Source organism: Actinocorallia lasiicapitis, from assembly GCF_054778695.1.
Map to the genome: position 1 here is coordinate 1 of NZ_BAAGZI010000502.1, position 3619 is coordinate 3619.

6 protein-coding genes are annotated in these 3619 nt (G+C 73.6%); 2 read left to right on the forward strand and 4 right to left on the reverse strand.

Translation table 11 applies throughout. From position 1 onward, the window contains the following. Both ACYVE7_RS31040 and ACYVE7_RS31045 read left to right on the forward strand, forming a co-directional pair. The coding region (locus tag ACYVE7_RS31040) for a helix-turn-helix domain-containing protein (protein WP_460369744.1) at nucleotides 1-309 on the forward strand (309 nt) is incomplete at its 5' end. A 4-nt stretch (nucleotides 310-313) separates the two neighbouring features. Further along, nucleotides 314-1180 carry an LLM class flavin-dependent oxidoreductase gene (locus ACYVE7_RS31045; RefSeq protein WP_460369746.1) on the forward strand — a complete coding sequence of 289 codons (867 nt, stop codon included), beginning with the start codon at nucleotides 314-316 and terminating at the stop codon, nucleotides 1178-1180. A gap of 4 nt (nucleotides 1181-1184) precedes the next feature. Here ACYVE7_RS31045 and ACYVE7_RS31050 read toward each other — a convergent pair whose 3' ends face one another. From ACYVE7_RS31050 to ACYVE7_RS31065, 4 genes are all read right to left on the reverse strand, one after another. Further along, nucleotides 1185-1694: a hypothetical protein gene (locus ACYVE7_RS31050; RefSeq protein ID WP_460369748.1), complete on the reverse strand. Its 510-nt coding sequence runs from the start codon at nucleotides 1692-1694 to the stop codon at nucleotides 1185-1187. Between the two features lie 78 nt (nucleotides 1695-1772). Further along, nucleotides 1773-2504 (reverse strand): hypothetical protein, encoded by a 732-nt coding sequence (locus ACYVE7_RS31055; protein WP_460369749.1) that lies wholly within the window; start codon nucleotides 2502-2504, stop codon nucleotides 1773-1775. A 51-nt stretch (nucleotides 2505-2555) separates the two neighbouring features. Then, the gene (locus ACYVE7_RS31060) at nucleotides 2556-3008 is read right to left on the reverse strand and encodes an NEW3 domain-containing protein (RefSeq protein WP_460369751.1); all 453 of its coding nucleotides are present in this window, start codon (nucleotides 3006-3008) and stop codon (nucleotides 2556-2558) included. Nucleotides 3009-3054: 46 nt separating this feature from the next. Beyond that, nucleotides 3055-3619: LysR family transcriptional regulator substrate-binding protein (locus ACYVE7_RS31065; RefSeq protein ID WP_460369753.1), on the reverse strand; the 565-nt coding region annotated here is incomplete at its 5' end.

Genomic DNA, 3619 nt, shown 5'->3' on the forward strand with positions numbered 1-3619 from the left:
CTGGCGGAGCTGGCCCTGCCCACCGTGACGTCCGGGGAACCGGCGCTCGGCGCGCTGCTGGCCGACACGCTCCTGCCGGCCCTGGACCGCGCCGATCCGTTCCACCGGGAGCTGGCCAGGACCGTCCTGGCCTACCTGGACGAGGGGGGCGGGGTCGAGGCGGCGGCGGCCGTCCTGCACGTCCATCCGAACACGGTCAAGTACCGGGTGCGCCGGTTCCGGCAGCTCACCGGCGACCCGCTCGACCGGCTCGGCGTCGCCGCGACCGCGCACCGCTGGTGGGCTCTGCGTGAGTTCCTGACAGGATGACGGCATGGATATCGGCGTGGTGATGTGGCCCATCGAGGACTGGCCGGCGATGGGTGAACGCTGGAAGCGGGCCGAGGAACTCGGTTTCCGGACGGCCTGGATCTACGACCACACCGCGTGGCGCGGCCACACCCCCTGGGACGACGCGTACCCGACCCTGGCGGCGGCCGCCACCCTGACCAGCACGATCAGGCTCGGCACCCTGGTGACGTCGCCGAACTTCCGCCATCCGGTCCCCACCGCGTCGGCCATCAAGACCATCGACCGGATCTCCGGGGGCCGGCTGGTGCTCGGGATCGGCGCGGGCGGCGGGTCGCCGACCTCGGACGGCGAGCTCCTGGACGAGGTGTGGTCACCGAAGGTCCGCGCCGACCGGTTCGCCGAGTGGACCGAGCAGCTCGACGCGCTCCTCACCCGCGCGCCGGTCACGGTGAAGGGCGAGTTCTGGTCGGCCCGCGAGGCGAATCTCGCGCCCGGTCTGGTGGACGGCCGTCCGCCGTTCCTGATCGCGGGGGAGGGGCCGCGCGGGATGCGGCTGGCGGCCCGGCTCGGCGACGGCTGGATCGCCAACCCGCAGGGCTGCGCCGACGGCCCGGCCCTGCCGGTGGTGAAGGCCCAGCTCGCCAAGCTGGAAGAGGTGTGCGCCGCGCAGGGCCGCGACCACACCGCGCTGGCGAAGGTGCTGCTCACCGGTTTCAGCGGCGACGACTGGCTGGCCTCCCCTGACGCCTTCGAAGACCTCTACGGCGAGTACAAGGCGGCCGGGATCACCGAGGTGGCCGTCCACTGGCCCCGCCCGGACAGCGCCTGGGCCGCGGACCCCGCAGTGTTCGAGCGGGTCGCCGAACGGGCCCGTGAGCTGACCGGCTGACCGCTCAGAGCCGGTAGGCCCGCCCCTCCTCGCCCCATTCGGCGCCCAGCGGGGAGCCGTCGTGTTCGGCGGGCACCGTCAGCACCAGCCGTCGCACGCCCGCGCTCCGCGCGCTGGCGGCGACGGCCTCGGCGCCGAACATCAGGTCGGCGGCCGACGCCCACGCCGGGAAGTGCGGGGTGTGCGGCGCCCAGATCGCGGTCCTGGTGCCGGTGCTGATCCGGTATCCGTAGGCGTGTCCGGACAGCGGCAGTGGAGCGATCCGGAGCGCCCCGTGGTCGTAGGGCGACACGGCGGGCTCCGGCATCCCGGTGGCGTGGGCGAGCGCCCTGCGCTGCTCCTGCAGCGGGTCGAACGGGTCGCTGACGAGCCACGCGTGGACGTTCTCCGGCGGTTCGGATCCGGGGCCGCCGTCGAACCCGATCCGCACCTGCCCGTACTCGAGCAGGAGACCGGCCGGTGCGTGCCTCGACGCCCCGGCCGTCCCCACGCCGAGCAGGATCAGCCGGGACACGCAATCATGAAAACCCCGGGGTCCGACCTTCGTCCATGGCCTGACCGAAACCAGTTCGGCCAGCAACGGACGCGCAAGTCAGGCGTAGTTCTGGCCGCAGACCAGCAGGCGGGAGGCGTCGGTCCAGGAGACCTCGGTGATCTCCCGGACGGGTGACTTCCCGGGGGCTCCGTCCTTGGGGCGGCGGGCGCCGTCGGCGGCGTCCCAGCCGCCGAGCGCGCCGGCGATGGCGCACTCGACGTACGCGGCGGGGTCGAAGTTCCGCCAGAGCGCGGGGGTGGCCCGCTCGCCGGTGCCTTCGGGCCGGGGCGCGGCGATGCCTTCGGCGCGGTCGGCGGCGGGCGCGGCCGTGATGAAGTCCTCCAGGTCGGCGATCTGGGCGAGCAGGACGTGCTCCCAGTCGGCGTAGCTCTGCGGCGCGCCCTCCAGCGACAGGTCCTTCGCGGTCCAGGCACTGTCGTAGGACGGCGGCGGGGTGGATCCCGCGGCCGACAGCAGCGCGCCGAGGTCGTCGAGGGTCAGTTCGGTGCGTGAGCGCAGCCCCGCACTGACCTTCCACAGCGAGCGCAGGAACGCCGACAGCGACCAGGACGCGGCGCGGGCGTCCCGGCCGACCTTGAGCCCGGCGAGGTAGAGGTCGCGGTTGGTGGTGAGCTGCGGCGCGTCCGAGCCGTCGACCCAGTAGGTCTGCTTGTGCTGGACACCGCTCTCGAACACCAGCACATGGGCGAGGGCCGAGACCCGCGTCCGGTGCGAGGCCACGCGCACCTGGTTGCCGTTGTCGTCTTGCCGCATCACGTCCCAGACCATGCGGACAAACTACAGCGTCGCCGCCCGCCGTCGGTCATCAGCCGACGGTCATCAGTTCCGCGCGCGCACCACGTGCACGTTGAAGCAGGTGACCGGTCCTTCGAACGCCTTCGCGCCGGTGAACGCGGTGACCATCACCTTGCCGTAGCGCGGACGGGACGGGACCGTCATCCGGAGCACGAGCCGCTTGGTCTGGCCCGGCGCGAGCCGGCCGAGCCCGCACACCACACGGCGGCCTTCGCGGTGGCAGCCGCCGGGCGTCTTCGCCGTCCAGCCCTTCGGCCGTTTGAGCGCGACCCACGCGCCGGACAGCGCCAGCTTGCCGGTGTTCCGCACGGTCAGCCGGTAGGTCTGCCGTTCGCCCGGCAGCGGCCTGGCATGATCGCCCGACATGGTGATCTTCATCCCGTAGGTGTTCGCTGCCGCCGCGGGCGCGGCCGCGAGCACGGCCCCCGCCGCGATCGCCAAGGCCCCGGCAGTACCGGCGGTGCGGGTCAACCGCATGAGCTCTCCCCCGAAAGTGACGTCTGTGGATCTCTCCTGCCCTCTGCTAACCGTCCGTAAGCACCCGTGCGACGGGCAGTGCGGCGGGGCTGGGCGTCAGCGCGTGCAGCAGCTCCGTCCGCAGCACCAGCGGCGGGTCGGTGATCGGTACGGCCGCGATCCGGGCCGACGTCAGCTCCTCGCGGTGCGGCAGCAGCGCGAGGCCGTGGCCGCCCGCGACCAGCCCGACCAGGCAGAGCACGTCGGTGCACGGGTAGCGCAGTGAAGGCCGGAACCCTTCGGCGCCGGTGAAGGCGCGCAGCGCGGGCAGCGGCACGGCCGTGTCGGTGGCGTCGATCCAGCGGGCCTGCGACAGGTCGGCCAGCCGCAGCCCGTCCCTGCGGGCCAGCGGATGCCCGGCCGGCATCAGCACCGCGACGCGCTCCTGCTTCACCGCGACGCTCACCAGCGGCCCCAGATCGGGCAGGTGGAGCGGGTCGTCAGGCGCGGCCAGCCCGTCGATCAGCCCGAGGTCGGCCTCACCGGTCGCGACGGCGGCGCTGATCTCCGGCCGGGGCCGGACGGCGACGGTGAACGCGTGCCCGGGACGCCAGGCCGAGGCGAGCCGTTCC